The following is a 14,725-nucleotide window of genomic DNA, read 5'->3' on the forward strand; positions in this document are numbered from 1 at the left end:
TCCTGTTGCGCGCGGATTCACGCGCTTGGACCCATCGTCTCAAAGGCCGGCCGCCGCCGCACTCCGGATGTTGCGCGGGGGCGCCGCGCGACCCATGGGACGCTATGCCGGCGCGTAGGCGTCGAGGAAGCGCCGCAACAGGCCGCCCGCCACCGGCGTGGCGCGCACGTTGGCCGACAAACCGGGAACGTCCAGGTTTTCAGCAGCATAGCGGCGGCCGAAACGTTCCAGGTGGGCGCGGATGAAGTCAGGACCGAATTCGGGGTGGAACTGAGTCGAGAACACGTTGAGCCCGATGCGGATCATCTGGTGCTCATCCAGATCCGAGCGCGCCAGCACGGCGGCGCCTGGGGGCGGCTGCAGCACGGTCTGCGCATGCAGCATCTGGGCGGGGAAGGTGGAGGGCAATCCGGCCAGCAGCTTGTCGCCGGCCGCCGGGGGCAGCAGTTCCACCGTCTGTGTGCCGACCTCGCGTCCGGCGGGGTTGTAGCCGACCTTGCCGCCCAACGCGTAGGCCAGCAATTGATGGCCGTAGCACACGCCGAACATGGGCAGGCCCGCGGCAGCGGCTTCGCGCAGCCAGGCGGCGGTGTCTTCGCTCCAGGGTTCCTTGTCGGTCACCATGGCGGGCGAGCCCGTGATCAGCGCGGCGCGGTAGCGGGACGGGGCCTGCGGGCGCTTGCCTTCGTGCACCGGCACGATTTCCATGGCCTCGGCCGTCAGGCCGGCGGCTTGCGCGAGTTGTTCGGCATAGCCGCCGAACTGGCTTTTGAGCGTATCGTCCGGATCGCCGGTGTGCAGGATCAGGACGGGGAGAACGGAAGGTATTGCAGCGGTCATTGGGGGGCTTGTGCCTAAAGGATACGGGCGCCGGGTTCCAGAGGGATTTCCACCGCCAGCGCACATCATAATCCAGTGCTCCGGTCCCTGAGGAAAGCGCCTTTACCGTTCCGTCCCGGAAATACGTACAATTCCGCTCAGATACTCATCCTTTCGGGCGAAGGAAAACTATGTGGATTTGGCTGGGACTGGCCGCGCTGGCCCTGATCGGGGAATTGGCGACCGGCACTTTCTACCTCCTGCTGGTGGCTCTCGGGCTGGCGGCGGGAGGGGTGGCCGCATGGTTCGGCGCCGCCCTGGAATGGCAGCTCGTGGCCTGCGGCATCGTGCTGCTGCTGGGCTTGCTGGTCCTGCGCAAGACCCGCGTGTTGAAAAAGCGCGAGGTCGATTCCGCCCGCAACGCGGACGTCAACCTGGACATCGGCCAAACGGTATCGGTCGAGGCGTGGTCCGACCAGGGCACTGCGCGGGTCTGGTACCGCGGCGCGCATTGGCAGGCGGAACTGGCCCAGGGCCAGGCGCCGGTGGCCGGCGAACAGACCATCACTGAAATGCGCGGCTCGATCCTGGTATTGACCCCCAAGGGCACGCCCGGCTCGGCCTGACCGCGCCGGCCCGCCGCAAGCGGGGCCGGCAGCGGGCATCCGCGCCGTTCGGGCGGTTCCCGCAAATGTATTCACTAGGAGAGGCTCCGAATCATGATGATCGACACATCCACCATCGTCCTGCTCGTCATCGTCGCACTGGCGATCCTGATAGTCATCAAGGCGATCGCCATCGTGCCGCAGCAGCACGCCTGGGTGGTCGAGCGCCTGGGCAAGTTCGACCGCGTCCTGTCGCCCGGCGCGGGCTTCGTCATTCCGTTCATCGAGCGCGTGTCGTACAAACACTCGCTCAAGGAAATTCCGCTGGACGTGCCCAGCCAGGTCTGCATCACGCGTGACAACACGCAGTTGCAGGTCGATGGCGTGCTGTATTTCCAGGTGACCGATCCCATGCGCGCGTCGTATGGCTCGTCGAACTATATTTCGGCCATCACGCAACTGGCGCAGACCACGCTGCGCTCGGTCATCGGCAAGATGGAACTGGACCGTACCTTCGAAGAGCGGGACTCCATCAACAGCAACATCGTGTCTTCGCTGGACGAGGCGGCGCTGAACTGGGGGGTGAAGGTCCTGCGCTACGAGATCAAGGATCTGACGCCGCCCAACGAAATCCTGCGCGCGATGCAGGCGCAGATCACCGCCGAACGTGAGAAGCGCGCCCTGATCGCGGCCTCCGAAGGTCGTCGCCAGGAACAGATCAATATCGCTACCGGCGAACGCGAAGCGGCGATCGCCCGTTCGGAAGGCGAGAAGCAGGCGCAGATCAACCAGGCGCAGGGCGAGGCCGCGGCTGTGCTGGCCATCGCCGAGGCCACGGCCAAGGCTATCACCCAGGTGGCCGATGCCGTGCGTCAGCCGGGCGGCATGGAGGCCGTGAACCTGAAGGTGGCGGAGCGCTACGTCGAGGCTTTCGGCAACGTCGCCAAGGAAGGCAATACGCTGATCCTGCCGGCAAACCTGTCGGACGTGGGCGGCATGATCGCCTCCGCCATGACCATTGTGAAGTCCACCCGCAACAGTTGATAACCGCGCCCGGCGGCGCCAGACGATGATCGCTCCCGTTAACTTGCTTTTGATAGCAGCATTGGCGGGATTGCTTGCGCTGTGCGTGCTCGGGTCGCTTGCCCGCAGCGGCATGGCGGGCATCAAAGAGGCGATACGCGCCAATCTCCTGACGCTGACGGCCTTCGGGCTTTACGCGTTTCAGGTGACCGATGCGCCGTTATGGGTGTCGGTGATCGCGGCCAATGCGGCGGTCGCGCTGGCGCTGTGCGCGTATTACACGGGTTTGCGCCGCCTGGTGGGCCTGCCCGTGCCCAGGCGCCTGATGACGCTGGCCTCCGGAGCGGCGTTACTGGCGCTGGCATTCCATACCTATATCGAACCCCAGGTCGGGCCGCGCCTGGTGGTCATGTCGTGGCTGATGTTCGGCTTCATGGTGGCGATAGCCATCACGGTGAAGCGGGGCATGCCGCTGAACCGGTCGCGCTACAGCTACCATTTCGTGCGCGTGGTTGCCCTGGTGTCCGCCGCGGTGTGCGGGTTGCGCGCCGTCGTCTACATGTTCGACATCGCGACGCCGCAGGCTTTGCTGCTGCCCACGGCGTGGAACATCGCGTTCATGACGCTGGGCGTGCTGACGATGCCGTGCCTGACCCTGGGCACCATCATGATCATCCACGATCGGATGCTGGCCGACCGCGAACAAGAAGCCAGCACGGATTTCCTGACAGGCCTGATGTCGCGCAAGGCATGGTGGCTGCAGGCGGAGCGCTATTGCGCCCAGGCCTTGCGCACGCGGCGGCCGCTGACGCTGCTGTTGCTGGATATCGACCATTTCAAGCGCATCAACGATACCCACGGCCATGCGGCCGGCGATGCGGTGCTGCGCCACTTCGGTTTGCTGGCCACCGCGACGCTGCGCACGGGCGATCACGTCGGGCGGGTGGGAGGCGAGGAGTTCGCGGTGCTGTTCCCGGACATGCGCAGCGACGCGGTCCTCGATGTGGCCGGCAGGCTGCTTGATTCGGTGCGGCGCACGCCCTGCGCGCATGGCGGCAGCACCATTTCCTATACGTTCAGCGCCGGCGTGGCGGACTGGATGCCCGGGGAAAGCCTGCAGGCTTTTTTCGAGCGGGCCGACCGCAAGCTGTATGCCTCCAAGACGGCGGGGCGCAACCGCATCACGGGCCCAGGGCAGGAGGCGGAACGCCAGTCGCTGCCCGAGGCCGCCTGAATCAGTCGTCCTTGCCGCGGCGCGGGGCGCGGGTGTCGTGCTTCATGATGCGTTCTTTCTCGCGCTGCCAGTCTTTTTCACGCGCGGTGTCGCGCTTGTCGAAGAGCTTCTTGCCGCGGCCCAGGGCGAAGTCCAGCTTGATACGCCCGTTCTTGTAATGCAGGTTGAGCGGCACCAGCGTGTACCCGCGCTGCTCGACCTTGCCGATGAGCTTGCTGATTTCCTCGGCCTTGAGCAGCAGCTTGCGCGTGCGCATGGCATCGGGATGGATATGCGTGGAGGCCGTGGGCAGGGGGCTGACGTGCATGCCCAAAAGGTAGAGCTCGCCGTCGCGCACGATGACGTAGCTTTCCTTGAGCTGCACGCGGCCATCGCGGATCGCCTTGACTTCCCAGCCTTGCAGCACCAGGCCGGCCTCGTAGCGGTCTTCGATGAAATAGTCGTGCGTGGCCTTGCGATTGTCGATAATGCTCATAAAGCCTTTGTGCCTGAGTGCCTGCTTCGGGTGCCTGGCTGAGTGCCGTGGCCTTGGCATGGCCGTTTTTGGCCCCAGGTCGTGTTGTGCCGGTAAAATCGTGCCATTCTAGCCATTTGCGATAGTCGATGCACAAAGTACAACGATCCGTCCTGGTGCCATACAGCGCCGCCCAGATGTTCGATCTGGTCGCCGACGTGGAGAAGTACCCCGAGTTCATGCCGTGGTGCGGCGGCGCCGAGGTGCAGACTCGCGATGAGCACGGCATGCAGGCCTCCATCCTTATCAGCTTCGCGGGCATGAAGCAGCGCTTCACTACCCGCAATACCCATGCCTATCCCGAGCGGATCGATCTGGAACTGGTCGACGGGCCGTTTTCCAGCCTGGTCGGTCACTGGGAATTCCAGCCGCTGGCCGAGGATGCCTGCAAGGTCCTGTTCACCATGGAATACGCGTTTTCCAACCGGGCGCTGGAAATGGTGGTGGGGCCGGTGTTCAACCGTATCGCCACCAGCTTCATTGATTCCTTCACCAAGCGCGCGCAGGCCAAGTATGGTGAATGAGCCGCCCGCAGCGCCGCACATCGGCGTCAGCGTCTGTTATGCCTTGCCTGGCCACGTCTGGCTGCGCGAACTGCGCCTGCCGGACGGCGCCACCGTTGCCGACGCATTGGCAGCCAGCGGTTTCGCCGAGGCATTTCCCGTGGTGCAGCCCTGGAGCAGGGGTGTGGGTATTTTCGGCCGGGTTACCGAACCGCAGGCCAGATTGGCGGACGGGGATCGGGTAGAGATCTATCGCGGCCTGAGTTTCGATCCCAAGGAATCCCGGCGTCGACGCGCCGAGCACCGGCGAGCCAAGACGGCGAAGAACGGCCGCGTCCGTCCGGCCGGGTTGCTGTAGGAATCATTCCGCGGGCGGCGAGCCGCCCCGCACAATGTCGCGAACAAGACAAATTTTGCCGGCGCTTCCGGCGTAACATAAGCATCGTCACGCATTTACGTTTACGTCAACGTCATGTCAAAATCGACGGGCTGGCGTTCACGAGACGGCAGCAACGCCAACAGACAATACTCAGTACAACAGGAGACAGGCTGTGGACTTGGAACTGACCGACGAGCAACGCGCGTTTGCGCAGGCGGCGCGAGACTACGCTGAAGGTGAACTGGCGCCCAACGCCGCGCGCTGGGATGCCGAAGGCATTTTTCCGCGCGAGGCCTTCGCCCGGGCGGGCGAAATGGGCTTTTGCGCCATCTATGCCAGCGAGGACATCGGCGGCCTGGGCCTGCCGCGCCTGGACGCCACCCTGGTGTTCGAGGAGATGGCGGCGGTGGACCCATCGACCACTGCCTTCCTGACCATACACAACATGGCAACCTGGATGGTCGGTAACTGGGGACAGCCTGCGTTGCGCGAGGCTTGGGGACCGTTGCTGGCCAGCGGCCAGAAACTGGCGTCCTACTGCCTGACCGAGCCGGGCGCGGGTTCGGATGCCGCGTCGTTGTCGACCCGGGCGCAGCGCCAGGGCGACGATTACATCATCAACGGCGCCAAGGCGTTCATTTCGGGCGGTGGCGACACGGACCTGCTGGTGGTCATGGCACGCACGGGCGGCGAAGGCGCGGGCGGCATCAGCGCATTCGCGATTCCGGCTGACAGCGAGGGCATCGGCTACGGTCGCAAAGAAGAGAAGATGGGATGGAACAGCCAGTCCACACGCCCCATCACCTTCGAGAACGTACGCGTGCCGGCGGCCAATATGCTGGGCCAGGAAGGCGAGGGCTTCAAGATCGCCATGAAGGGCCTGGACGGCGGGCGCATCAATATCGGCACTTGCTCGGTTGGCGCGGCGCAGGGCGCGCTGGACGCCGCCCGGCGGTACATGGATGAACGCCGCCAGTTCAACCGCCGGTTGGCGGAATTCCAGGCCCTGCAATTCAAGCTGGCCGACATGGCCACGCACCTGGTGGCGGCCCGCCAGATGGTGCGCCTGGCGGCCTGCAAACTGGATGCCGGGGCACCCGATGCGGCGACCTACTGCGCCATGGCCAAGCGCTTCGCGACCGACATGGGTTTCCAGATCTGCCTGGACGCCCAGCAAATCCACGGCGGCTACGGATACCTGAGAGACTATCCCTTGGAGCGTCTGGTGCGCGATACTCGCGTTCATCAGATTCTGGAGGGAACCAACGAGATCATGCGCGTGATCATCGCCCGCCAATTGTTGGAAAAAGGAGCCGACATAAGATGAACGCACCGGTGCTGTTCGAAGAGAAGACCGCTGCCAATGGAGTACGGTTCGGGATTGCGACGCTGAATTCGCCGCAAACCCTGAACGGCCTGTCACTGGAAATGGTGGACCTGCTGGCCGAGCGGCTGGATGCCTGGGCACGCGACCCGGGCGTGGCCCTGGTGGTCATGCAAGGCGCGGGCGAAAAGGCTTTCTGCGCGGGCGGAGACCTGCACGGGCTGTACCGCAGCATGACGGAGAATGCCGGCAAGCCGGGCTGGAACAACGCCTATGCGCGCCGTTTCTTCGAGCACGAATACCGGCTGGACTACCGGATCCACACCTATCCCAAGCCGGTGCTGTGCTGGGGCCATGGCATTGTCATGGGCGGCGGCATCGGCCTGATGATGGGCGCCAGCCACCGCGTCGTCAGCGAAAGTTCCCGCCTGGCGATGCCGGAGATCACGATAGGCCTGTTTCCGGACGTGGGCGGCAGCTGGCTGCTGAACCGCATGCCTGGCAGGATCGGCTTATTCCTGGCGCTGACGGGCGCACAACTGGGGACGTCCGACGCTTTCTATGCTGGCCTGGCGGACTTCCGCCTGGATCATGCGGATTGGCCCAAGCTGCTGGCCTCGCTCGAGGAACAGCCCTGGGCCGGTCAGGCGGCGGGCGGCGCGGAAGACGCCATCGCGCCACGCTCGATCAACGACGGCCTGCTGCGACGCGCGTTGACCGCACTGGAGCCCCAGACGCCATTGGCGCCGGGCAACCTGCGCCAGCATGCGTTCCTGATCAACAATCTGTGCAATGGCAACCGCCTGGACGAGATCTACGAAGATCTGGCGAGGCTGAAAGATCACGAAGACCCGTGGCTGGCACGGGCCGCGACGACGATGTTGGCCGGCTCGCCGGGATCCGCGCGGCTATCGTTCGCGCTGCAGCAGCGCTTGCGCCTGCGTTCGCTGGACGATGTGTTCCGCGCCGAGTACATCGCAGCGCTGGCGTGCACCAGCCACGGCGATTTCGCCGAAGGCATCCGTGCCTTGCTGATCGACAAGGACAAGAAGCCGCGCTGGAATCCGGCCGTCATCGACATGGCGACCGACGCCTGGGTGCAGAAATTCTTTGATGAGCCCTGGCCGGAGGGCGAGCCCCATCCGCTGGAGGACCTGGGCAAGGAAGGACGCTAGGACCTTGGGGCGGCGCAGCCGCCTCGGCCGGCCGGCGCCGCAATGCAGGGCACGAGTTCCACACCTATAGCAATAGCAACAGGAGACAAGACATCATGAGCAGTATCGCGTTTATCGGTTTGGGCAATATGGGCGCGCCCATGGCATTGAACCTGGTCAAGGCCGGCCATAGTCTGACGGTCTTTGACCTGGTGCCGGCGGCGGTGAAGAGCCTGACGGACGCCGGCGCCAAGGCGGCCGCTTCCGCATCGGACGCCGTCAAGGGCGCGGAAGTGGTCATTTCGATGCTGCCGGCCAGCAAGCACGTCGAAGGGCTGTACCTGGGCGAGGACCTGCTGGGCAAGATTCCCTCGAGCGCGCTGGTCATCGAGTGCAGCACCATCGCGCCGGATTCGGCGCGCAAGGTGGCCCAGGCCGCCGAGGTGCGCGGCATTGCCATGATCGACGCCCCGGTTTCCGGCGGCACCGGCGGCGCGGCGGCGGGCACGCTGACCTTCATCGTCGGCGGCCAGGGCGCGGCGCTGGAGCGCGCCCGTCCCGTCCTGGAAAAGATGGGCAAGAACATCTTCCACGCCGGTCCGGCAGGCGCCGGCCAGGTGGCCAAGATCTGCAACAACATGCTGTTGGGCATCCTGATGGCGGGCACTTCCGAGGCCCTGGCGCTGGGCGTGGCCAACGGGCTGGACCCGAAAGTCCTGTCGGACATCATCGCCAAGAGTTCCGGCCGCAACTGGGCGACGGAACTCTACAACCCTTGGCCCGGCGTGATGGAGCACGCTCCTGCCTCCAAGGGTTACGCGGGCGGGTTTGGCGTGGACCTGATGCTGAAGGACCTGGGGCTGGCAGCCGAGGCCGCCTTGTCGGCGCGGGCATCCATTCCGCTGGGCGAGCTGGCGCGCAACCTGTATTCGCTGCATAGCGCCGGCGGGTCGGGCAAGCTGGACTTCTCCAGCATCGTCAACCTGGTCAAGCGCGAGCAGGACTGACATGGCGCAATCGCAAGCATCGCCGGACCCGGCCGCGCGGGTCCAGGCGAGTTTCGCCCAGCAAAGCATCATGACTTTGCTGGGCGCGGGGTTGGACGTCGTGGAGCCGGGAAGGGTGGACATCGTGCTGCCCTACCGCGCCGACCTCTGCCAGCAGAACGGTTTTCTGCACGCGGGCATTTCCACCACCATTGCCGACAGCGCCGGAGGCTATGCAGCCTATACCTTGTTCGCCCCGGGCGAGGACGTGCTGACTTCCGAGTTCAAAATGAACTTCCTGGCGCCCGCCAAGGGTAGCCGCTTTGTCGCCAGCGGCCGCGTGGTCAAGCCTGGCAAACGCCTGTCGGTCTGCCAGGTGGAGGTGCATGCCTACGATGGTGAGCAGGCCACGCTTTGCGTGATAGGCTTGCTTACCGCGGTGCGCGTGACGCCGCGTTGAATCCTGCGCGCGGCGGTGTCGGCCTGATGGGTGGATCCGCTGCGCGCTTATCGCGTGGTGCACGGGTATCTGGCAATGCCTTCAAAAGAACATCATCGGATTTTCCGCAGCAATTGGCTGCGAGCCGCCGTGCTGGGCGCAAACGATGGCATCGTGTCCACGGCCAGCCTGATTACCGGCGTGGCGGCGGCACAGGCCACGCATGGGGCCATCCTGACCTCCGGCATGGCCGGATTGGTGGCTGGGGCGCTTTCGATGGCGGCGGGCGAGTATGTGTCGGTGCGGTCGCAGGCCGACACCGAGGCCGCGGACCTGCGCATGGAGCAGCGCTCCCTCAAGCGCAATTCCGGCGAAGAACTGGCCGAACTTATCGATATCTACGTGGAGCGCGGCCTCACGCGCGACCTGGCGACGCAGGTGGCGCGCCAGTTGACCAGCCACAACGCATTGGATGCGCACGCGCGCGACGAACTGGGCATATCCATCCATAACCGCGCCCGTCCGGTGCAGGCAGCCGTGGCGTCCGCCGCTTCGTTCGCCGGCGGCGCGGCACTGCCGCTGGCCGTGGCGGCGGCGGCACCCTTGCCGCAATTGATCGTCTGGGTCATTGGAGCTTCGGTAGCCTGCCTGGCCGCCCTGGGCGCCCTGGCCGCGGGAGCGGGCGGCGCGCCCAAGGGACCGGCCGCGCTGCGCGTGACGATCCTCGGTGGCCTGGCGATGGCGGTCACGGCGGGCGTGGGCGCGCTGTTCGGCGTGGCGGTATAGCGCCACGCCCGCTTCGGACAGGGCTGGCTGCGCGGGCTTGGGAGCGGGCCCGCGCGCGATGGCGGGCCGCGGGTTTACGGCGTAATGGAATAGGGCAGCGGGGCCGCCGAAATGCGCGGGCCGTCCGCGGCGCCCAGGCGCAGGTCGCCTTCAGGCAGGGCCGCGAGCGTGGTTTCGAACAGGACCGATACCACGCCTTGTTCACCTGCGGCGTCCACCACGCGGCCGGTGGGCTCACCAGGCTGGGTGGCGTCGTAGACGTCCACCCCGGCCAGTGCCGGAGCCTGGATGGCGGCGTCGGTAATGGTGCCGAAGGCCATGCGCCGCTTGACGGTGCCCCGGTAGTGGCTGCGCGCCACGACTTCCTGGCCCGGATAACAGCCCTTGGTGAAGCTGACGCCCTGGATCAGGTCCAGGTTCACCGTTTGCGGGATGAATACGTCTTGCGTCGCCGCCGTGATCCACGGTATGCCCGCGGCCAGGTCTGCGGCATGCCATTGCGCGGCGGGCGCCAGTCCCAGCGCGCCGGCCAGCGCGGCCGCCTGGTCCAGCTGTTCGTCCGATGCGATCCACCACCAGCGCAGGCGGGCGTCGGCCGACGGCGCGGCGATCCAGGTGCCGGATGGCAGATCGGCGCGTTGCCAGGCGGCGCGTGGCAGGGGGCCGGCTGCGGCTTCCAACGTAGCGGCTTCGGAGGCCGACGCCGATACGCCGGCCACGTGCAGCGGCGTGGCGGCAAGCTTGGCCTTGGCGCGCAGCACGAACATCGACAGGCGCTTGAGCAGTGCCTGCGCCAGGTCCTGGCGCACCATGCCGTAGAGTTGGGGCGCGTCGTCCGAGCCGTTCGCGGCGCCGCGCCACATCACCAGGGTTGCCAGCAGGCGACCCTTGGCCGTGCAGTAGCCGGCCAGGCGGGCGGCGTCCTGGGGCAGGCCGGTGACGTCCTGCGTGAGCTGGCCGTGCAGAAAGGCGAGGGCGTCCGCGCCAGACGCGGCGAAAACCAGGAAATCGTCCAGCGGCGCAATTTGTGCGCAACCTTCTGCGCGGGCGGGAATCGAAGAATGGAAAGCGTGCATGGAGGCGGAGTTATCGCGTCATCAAAGTGCTGATGATAGCCGTGTTCCCCTCCGGGTTGGGCCATGCCCCCGCCGCGCGCATGGATGCGCAGCGCGCTCCGCCCCTCTTTTGACGCGACAGGTCCGCGCGATCAATTAAACTTCCGACACTTATGAAGAAGCGACTCTTTTTTTACGTCCTGTGGTTTTTCCTGCTGATTGCGCTGGCCGCCGCCGCTGCCGTGGGAGGCGCTTGGTATTGGATGCACAAGCCCATGCAGCTGAAGGCCGACAGGATCGATTTCGTGGTGGATCCGGGCAGCAGCCCGCGCACGGTCGCGCGGGTGCTGAATGAGGCCGGCGTGCCGGTTTGGGAGCCCGGTTTCGTCTGGATGGCGCGCCTGTCCGAACTCGACAAGCAGATGAAGGCGGGCGGCTACCAGGCGATCAACGGCGATACGCCGTGGCGTCTGCTCGAACGTCTGGCGCGCGGCGACATGACGCAGCGGCAGATCACTTTCCTGGAAGGCTGGACCTACCGCCAGATCCGCCAGGCGCTGCGCGCCAATCCGGACGTCAAGCAGACGCTGGGCGAGACCAGCGACGAAGAATTGATGGAACGCCTGGGGTCGGATATCAAGCAGCCGGAAGGCCTATTCTTCCCGGATACCTACATTTTCACGCCGGGCAGCACCGACTACGACCTGCTGCGCCGCGCCTATCAGGAAGGCCAGCGCATCCTGCAGGACACCTGGGCCAAGCGTCAGCCGGATCTGCCCGTGACCACGCCCTACGAAGCCCTGGTGCTGGCGTCCATCATCGAAAAGGAAACCGGCCACGGGCCGGACCGCCGCCGCGTCGCGGGCGTGTTTACCAACCGGCTCAAGATCGGCATGCTGCTGCAGACCGACCCGACGGTGATCTACGGCATGGGCGACGCCTACCAGGGGCGGATCCGCAAGCGCGACCTGCAAACGGATACGCCCTGGAATACCTACACGCGTCCGGGCCTGCCGCCCACGCCGATCGCCGCGCCCGGCCGCGCGGCGTTGCTGGCGGCGGTCCAGCCAGAACAACACAAGTTCCTCTTTTTTGTTTCCCGCGGCAACGGCACCAGCGAGTTCTCGGTCAACCTGTCCGAGCACAACCGCAACGTTTCCCGCTATATCCTGGGCCAGGGCCAAAATGCGGCGCCAAGCCCGGCGTCCAGCCGCGGCGCGGCCGCCAGCAGCCCGACCAATGGCGTTGCCGCGCCCACGCCGGCGCCTGCCGCCGGGGGGGACGCAGCGCCCGAGCCGGACCAGGCACAAGTACAAGGACAAGACCAATGACCACGCGCGGACGCTTTATCACGCTGGAGGGCGTGGACGGCGCGGGCAAGAGCACGCATACCGTCTGGATCGCCGACTTCCTGCGCGCGCAGGGCCTGGACGTAGTATCCACCCGTGAACCCGGCGGCACGCCGCTGGGCGAGAAGCTTCGCGCCTTGCTGCTGACCGACGCCATGGGGCTGGATACCGAGACCCTCTTGATGTTTGCGGCACGCTGCGAACATCTGCATCAGGTCATTGAGCCGGCATTGGCGCGGGGCGCCTGGGTGGTCTGCGACCGTTACACCGATGCCACCTATGCCTACCAGGGCGGTGGCCGCGGCCTGGGCGCGGCGCGCGTGGCCACGCTGGAAAGCTGGATGCAGGCGGGCCAGCCCGACCGCACCTGGCTTTTCGATGTGCCGCTGGAGGTGGCGCGCGCCCGGCTGGCCGACGCGCGCGAACCCGACCGCTTCGAGCGCGAGGGCGCGGCCTTCTTCGAGCGTACCCGCGAGGCCTACCATGCGCGTGCCGCGGCTGATCCGTCGCGCATCCGCATCGTCGATTCGACTCAGTCCATCGCCCAGGTCCGGGCTGGGCTCGAGGCAGGGTTACGCGAACTCCTGGGGCAGTCGGCATGAACGCGACCCGCGCTGCCAAAGACGAGGACGAGCAGCCCTCCCAAGCGCCCCAGTTCCTGCCCTGGCAGGCCGAGACGGCACGGAACTGGCTGGGCAACCGCGAGCGTTTCGCGCACGCCTGGCTGATCCACGGATTGGCTGGCATCGGCAAACTGGACTTTGCCGTCGCAGCAGCGGCCAGCCTGCTTTGCGAAACCCCCGCCAACGGGCTGGCCTGCGGCCATTGCGCCGCCTGTGCTTGGTTTGCCAGCGGCAACCATCCCGATCTGCGCCGCATCCGGCCCGAGGCCGTGGCCGTGGAGGAGGGCGCTGATGCCGCCGAGCCGGCGGAGGACGCCGAGCCCGCCACGGGAACGGCCAAGCGCGCGCCGTCCAAGGAAATACGCATCGACCAGATCCGCTCGCTGGAATCCTGGTTCAACACCGCCACGCATCGCGGCGGCTGGCGCGTGGCGCTGCTGTACCCGGCCCATGCGCTGAACGTGGTGTCGTCCAACGCCTTGCTCAAGGTGCTGGAAGAGCCGCCGCCGCACACGGTGTTCCTGCTGGTCGCGGATGCGCCGGACCGTCTTTTGCCCACTCTGGTGTCGCGCTGCCGCCGCTTGCCGCTGCCTGCGCCCGATCCGGACACCGCGCTGCAATGGCTGCGCGACCAGAATGTGGAGCCGGCCCGCGAATGGTTGGCCGCGGCGGGCGGCGCGCCCCTGGCGGCGCTGAGGCTGGCGCAATCGAGCGAGGCCGCTTGCCCCCCTTGGCTGACGCAATTGGTCGGGCCGCTGTCCAAGGGCCAGACGCCCGACGTGGGGACATTGGCCGAGGCCTTGGAAAAAGTGGCGGCCAGTGAGTGGATCGATACCTTGCAGCGTTTGTACACGGACCTGATGCTGGCCGGTGCGGGGGCGCCCGCACGTTATTTTCCGGCCCTGGCCAGCGCCGTCGCTCAGGTCGCCGCGCGCATGAACCCGGCCAAGGTGGCCGAGGCCGCGCGCTGGCTCACGCGGCAGCGCGCGCTTGCCACCCATCCCCTGAACGCCAAACTTTTCGCCCACGCGACCTTACAGCGCGTGGTGCTATCCTGCCTGGCGTAAGCCTTAGATCCTGCGGCGCTGACCCGGCCATGGGCGCGGCGCCGCGGCATTTGTATCCAGACTCATCATGTACGTCGATTCCCACTGCCATTTGAACTTTCCGGAGCTGGCTGCCGACCTGCCGGCCATTCTCGACCGGATGGCCGCCAACCAGGTGACCCACGCGCTGGTCGTCAGCGTCAACATGCCGGAATGGCCTGGCCTCATGTCGCTGGTCGAACCGCATGCCAACCTGTGGGCCTCCGTGGGCGTGCATCCCGATTATGAAGACACCCCGGACCCCAGCCCTGAAGAGCTGGCGAGGCTGTCGGAACATCCGAAGGTGGTGGCCATAGGCGAGACCGGCTTGGACTATTACCGCCTGTCCGAGCCGCTGGATTGGCAGCGCGAGCGCTTTCGCAGCCATATTCGCGCGGCGCGCGACACGGGCCTGCCCCTGATCGTGCACACGCGCTCGTCCGCCGAGGACACCGTGCGCATGCTGCGCGAAGAACGTGCCGCCGAGGTCGGCGGCGTCATGCACTGTTTCACCGAAACCTGGGAAGTCGCCCAGGCTGCGCTGGATCAGAATTTCTATATTTCCCTGTCCGGCATCGTGACCTTCAAGAACGCGCAGATCGTGCACGAAGTTGCCGCCAAAGTGCCGCTGGACCGGCTGCTGATCGAGACCGATTCCCCCTATTTGGCGCCTGTGCCGTACCGGGGCAAGCTGAACGATCCTTCCAAGGTGATCCACGTCGCCGAGAAGATCGCGGATCTCCGCGGCATACCCGTGGCAGATGTGGCACGAGCTTCTACGGAAAATTTCTTTAATCTTTTCAATAAGATAAAGAAGTAATTTAAGCTGATTTATTTAAAGTAATTT

General features: G+C 66.1%; 17 protein-coding genes. 14 read left to right on the plus strand and 3 right to left on the minus strand.

The genetic code is table 11. From position 1 onward, the window contains the following. Positions 1 to 102: 102 nt before the first annotated feature. Complete coding sequence (locus VCS63_RS12575) at positions 103 to 840, minus strand: glutamine amidotransferase (protein ID WP_042793331.1); 738 nt, start codon at positions 838 to 840, stop codon at positions 103 to 105. Positions 841 to 1,010: 170 nt separating this feature from the next. Between VCS63_RS12575 and VCS63_RS12580 the strand changes: the two genes are divergently transcribed. The 3 genes from VCS63_RS12580 to VCS63_RS12590 all read left to right on the plus strand — a co-directional run bounded on the left by VCS63_RS12580 (position 1,011) and on the right by VCS63_RS12590 (position 3,681). Next, positions 1,011 to 1,445, plus strand: coding sequence for an NfeD family protein (locus tag VCS63_RS12580; RefSeq protein WP_042793332.1), 435 nt, complete (start codon positions 1,011 to 1,013; stop codon positions 1,443 to 1,445). Positions 1,446 to 1,541: 96 nt separating this feature from the next. Beyond that, positions 1,542 to 2,468 carry an SPFH domain-containing protein gene (locus VCS63_RS12585; RefSeq protein ID WP_042796984.1) on the plus strand — a complete coding sequence of 309 codons (927 nt, stop codon included), beginning with the start codon at positions 1,542 to 1,544 and terminating at the stop codon, positions 2,466 to 2,468. Positions 2,469 to 2,493: 25 nt separating this feature from the next. Then, on the plus strand, positions 2,494 to 3,681 hold the full coding sequence (locus tag VCS63_RS12590; RefSeq protein WP_323879933.1) for a GGDEF domain-containing protein: 1,188 nt from the start codon (positions 2,494 to 2,496) through the stop codon (positions 3,679 to 3,681). A 1-nt stretch (position 3,682) separates the two neighbouring features. On the opposite strand, the gene smpB is transcribed toward VCS63_RS12590, so the two are convergent. After that, complete coding sequence (gene smpB / locus VCS63_RS12595) at positions 3,683 to 4,156, minus strand: SsrA-binding protein SmpB (protein WP_042793334.1); 474 nt, start codon at positions 4,154 to 4,156, stop codon at positions 3,683 to 3,685. Positions 4,157 to 4,284: 128 nt separating this feature from the next. On the opposite strand from smpB, the gene VCS63_RS12600 reads away from it, so the two are divergent. The 7 genes from VCS63_RS12600 to VCS63_RS12630 all read left to right on the plus strand — a co-directional run bounded on the left by VCS63_RS12600 (position 4,285) and on the right by VCS63_RS12630 (position 9,766). Then, positions 4,285 to 4,719 carry a type II toxin-antitoxin system RatA family toxin gene (locus tag VCS63_RS12600; protein WP_164794560.1) on the plus strand — a complete coding sequence of 145 codons (435 nt, stop codon included), beginning with the start codon at positions 4,285 to 4,287 and terminating at the stop codon, positions 4,717 to 4,719. After that, positions 4,709 to 5,056: an RnfH family protein gene (locus tag VCS63_RS12605; RefSeq protein ID WP_323879935.1), complete on the plus strand. Its 348-nt coding sequence runs from the start codon at positions 4,709 to 4,711 to the stop codon at positions 5,054 to 5,056. The genes VCS63_RS12600 and VCS63_RS12605 overlap by 11 nt, the downstream gene beginning before the upstream one ends. Before the next feature lie 193 nt (positions 5,057 to 5,249). Beyond that, a complete protein-coding gene (locus tag VCS63_RS12610; RefSeq protein ID WP_063960985.1) occupies positions 5,250 to 6,404 on the plus strand; it encodes an acyl-CoA dehydrogenase family protein in 1,155 nt (384 codons plus the stop codon). After that, positions 6,401 to 7,576 (plus strand): enoyl-CoA hydratase/isomerase family protein, encoded by a 1,176-nt coding sequence (locus tag VCS63_RS12615; RefSeq protein ID WP_063640823.1) that lies wholly within the window; start codon positions 6,401 to 6,403, stop codon positions 7,574 to 7,576. The genes VCS63_RS12610 and VCS63_RS12615 overlap by 4 nt, the downstream gene beginning before the upstream one ends. Before the next feature lie 95 nt (positions 7,577 to 7,671). Next, positions 7,672 to 8,562 carry a 3-hydroxyisobutyrate dehydrogenase gene (gene mmsB / locus VCS63_RS12620; RefSeq protein ID WP_042793338.1) on the plus strand — a complete coding sequence of 297 codons (891 nt, stop codon included), beginning with the start codon at positions 7,672 to 7,674 and terminating at the stop codon, positions 8,560 to 8,562. A gap of 1 nt (position 8,563) precedes the next feature. Continuing rightward, positions 8,564 to 9,001 carry a PaaI family thioesterase gene (locus VCS63_RS12625; protein WP_042793339.1) on the plus strand — a complete coding sequence of 146 codons (438 nt, stop codon included), beginning with the start codon at positions 8,564 to 8,566 and terminating at the stop codon, positions 8,999 to 9,001. Between the two features lie 75 nt (positions 9,002 to 9,076). Beyond that, positions 9,077 to 9,766, plus strand: coding sequence for a VIT1/CCC1 transporter family protein (locus VCS63_RS12630; RefSeq protein WP_063640822.1), 690 nt, complete (start codon positions 9,077 to 9,079; stop codon positions 9,764 to 9,766). Positions 9,767 to 9,840: 74 nt separating this feature from the next. Here the strand turns inward: VCS63_RS12630 and VCS63_RS12635 are convergent, their stop codons facing one another. After that, on the minus strand, positions 9,841 to 10,842 hold the full coding sequence (locus VCS63_RS12635) for a YgfZ/GcvT domain-containing protein (RefSeq protein WP_104653430.1): 1,002 nt from the start codon (positions 10,840 to 10,842) through the stop codon (positions 9,841 to 9,843). 152 nt (positions 10,843 to 10,994) lie between these two features. Between VCS63_RS12635 and mltG the strand changes: the two genes are divergently transcribed. From mltG to VCS63_RS12655, 4 genes are all read left to right on the plus strand, one after another. Beyond that, the gene (mltG, locus tag VCS63_RS12640; RefSeq protein WP_104653431.1) at positions 10,995 to 12,152 is read left to right on the plus strand and encodes an endolytic transglycosylase MltG; all 1,158 of its coding nucleotides are present in this window, start codon (positions 10,995 to 10,997) and stop codon (positions 12,150 to 12,152) included. Further along, positions 12,149 to 12,772, plus strand: a complete 624-nt coding sequence (gene tmk / locus VCS63_RS12645; RefSeq protein ID WP_042793340.1) for a dTMP kinase — start codon at positions 12,149 to 12,151, stop codon at positions 12,770 to 12,772. Before mltG ends, tmk begins: the two co-directional genes overlap by 4 nt. Beyond that, positions 12,769 to 13,860 (plus strand): DNA polymerase III subunit delta', encoded by a 1,092-nt coding sequence (gene holB, locus VCS63_RS12650; protein ID WP_104653432.1) that lies wholly within the window; start codon positions 12,769 to 12,771, stop codon positions 13,858 to 13,860. The genes tmk and holB overlap by 4 nt, the downstream gene beginning before the upstream one ends. Positions 13,861 to 13,927: 67 nt before the next feature. Next, positions 13,928 to 14,698, plus strand: coding sequence for a TatD family hydrolase (locus VCS63_RS12655; protein WP_042793341.1), 771 nt, complete (start codon positions 13,928 to 13,930; stop codon positions 14,696 to 14,698). The last annotated feature ends 27 nt before the right edge of the window (positions 14,699 to 14,725 follow it).

It is taken from the genome of Achromobacter sp. D10 (assembly GCF_035282245.1).
Lineage (GTDB): Bacteria > Pseudomonadota > Gammaproteobacteria > Burkholderiales > Burkholderiaceae_B > Achromobacter > Achromobacter insolitus.

What these genes read in the sequence shown, in the direction of transcription:
- VCS63_RS12575 (WP_042793331.1), bottom strand. Translation starts at nt 840, where the DNA reads ATGACCGCTGCAATACCTTCCGTTCTCCCCGTCCTGATCCTGCACACC.
- VCS63_RS12580 (WP_042793332.1), top strand. Translation starts at nt 1,011, where the DNA reads ATGTGGATTTGGCTGGGACTGGCCGCGCTGGCCCTGATCGGGGAATTG.
- VCS63_RS12585 (WP_042796984.1), top strand. Translation starts at nt 1,542, where the DNA reads ATGATCGACACATCCACCATCGTCCTGCTCGTCATCGTCGCACTGGCG.
- VCS63_RS12590 (WP_323879933.1), top strand. Translation starts at nt 2,494, where the DNA reads ATGATCGCTCCCGTTAACTTGCTTTTGATAGCAGCATTGGCGGGATTG.
- smpB (WP_042793334.1), bottom strand. Translation starts at nt 4,156, where the DNA reads ATGAGCATTATCGACAATCGCAAGGCCACGCACGACTATTTCATCGAA.
- VCS63_RS12600 (WP_164794560.1), top strand. Translation starts at nt 4,285, where the DNA reads ATGCACAAAGTACAACGATCCGTCCTGGTGCCATACAGCGCCGCCCAG.
- VCS63_RS12605 (WP_323879935.1), top strand. Translation starts at nt 4,709, where the DNA reads ATGGTGAATGAGCCGCCCGCAGCGCCGCACATCGGCGTCAGCGTCTGT.
- VCS63_RS12615 (WP_063640823.1), top strand. Translation starts at nt 6,401, where the DNA reads ATGAACGCACCGGTGCTGTTCGAAGAGAAGACCGCTGCCAATGGAGTA.
- mmsB (WP_042793338.1), top strand. Translation starts at nt 7,672, where the DNA reads ATGAGCAGTATCGCGTTTATCGGTTTGGGCAATATGGGCGCGCCCATG.
- VCS63_RS12625 (WP_042793339.1), top strand. Translation starts at nt 8,564, where the DNA reads ATGGCGCAATCGCAAGCATCGCCGGACCCGGCCGCGCGGGTCCAGGCG.
- VCS63_RS12630 (WP_063640822.1), top strand. Translation starts at nt 9,077, where the DNA reads ATGCCTTCAAAAGAACATCATCGGATTTTCCGCAGCAATTGGCTGCGA.
- VCS63_RS12635 (WP_104653430.1), bottom strand. Translation starts at nt 10,842, where the DNA reads ATGCACGCTTTCCATTCTTCGATTCCCGCCCGCGCAGAAGGTTGCGCA.
- mltG (WP_104653431.1), top strand. Translation starts at nt 10,995, where the DNA reads ATGAAGAAGCGACTCTTTTTTTACGTCCTGTGGTTTTTCCTGCTGATT.
- tmk (WP_042793340.1), top strand. Translation starts at nt 12,149, where the DNA reads ATGACCACGCGCGGACGCTTTATCACGCTGGAGGGCGTGGACGGCGCG.
- holB (WP_104653432.1), top strand. Translation starts at nt 12,769, where the DNA reads ATGAACGCGACCCGCGCTGCCAAAGACGAGGACGAGCAGCCCTCCCAA.
- VCS63_RS12655 (WP_042793341.1), top strand. Translation starts at nt 13,928, where the DNA reads ATGTACGTCGATTCCCACTGCCATTTGAACTTTCCGGAGCTGGCTGCC.